The sequence below is a fragment of the Paenibacillus sp. 01T422 genome, from assembly GCF_056398785.1.
Genome location: NZ_JBFTQB010001490.1, coordinates 1 through 708, shown reverse-complemented (window position 1 = coordinate 708; position 708 = coordinate 1). Strand labels below are relative to the sequence as shown.

The window sequence follows — 708 nt, the reverse complement described above, 5'->3', positions numbered from 1 at the left end:
TCATATTGTTGAATTAAAGCTGGCAGATAAAATGTCCGTTAGCACATTATGAAACAAATGAGAGGGTGCCACGCCATTTTCAGGGCTTTGGGACATCCTCTTATTCAATTTGACTTATCCTTGATTTACATCACAAATTAAAGGACACTTGAGGAGCAGGTGCAGCAATAAAGCTCAATTTCTCACGTGAATATTGTTGATTACCCACCTGTATCTCGTGTTCATTGTAGGCTTCAATAAGACCTCCTCCGATCATTTTTCCGTCCTGCATGACCATTACATATTGATAAAATAAAATAGCATTGTCTAGTTCCATATCATGTTGAAGTGTTTTCATGTTACACTACCTCCTTTCCGCGAAATGACACTTCCTACCCTATCGTTCTTCAAAAGCCTATTATACTTTTCTTTCTCTGTGTGTAGCTGCTCAATCGTCTCCATCCTGTCTCCCTCCCATTTCCCCCAAATTTCGTGATTCCACTTAAATTCACTTAAAACCTCATGTTTTGTTGCTTAGTCCGAAGCATTTTTCAGGAATTTCTTGATTGCTTAGACGTTATGTTATCATAGGCTTATCTATTTTAGTTATGGAAAGATTCAATATCTGTTATTTCAAAATCAAATAACTAAGGGGTTGTAGGAGTTATGATTGACTTGTTAGAGGGGAGATTTTTCAAGACATTCATTGCCGTGATGGAGGAAAAAAGC

At 37.4% G+C, this 708-nt stretch carries 1 protein-coding gene; it reads right to left on the bottom strand.

Annotation, left to right across the window (positions count from 1 at the left end; translation table 11 throughout):
• Positions 1-130 precede the first annotated feature (130 nt).
• Positions 131-337: a hypothetical protein gene (locus AC1DUA_RS39755; protein WP_477504894.1), complete on the bottom strand. Its 207-nt coding sequence runs from the start codon at positions 335-337 to the stop codon at positions 131-133.
• Positions 338-708 lie beyond the last annotated feature (371 nt).

Coding starts and splice junctions, on each gene's coding strand:
- AC1DUA_RS39755 (WP_477504894.1), bottom strand. CDS start 337: ATGAAAACACTTCAACATGATATGGAACTAGACAATGCTATTTTATTT.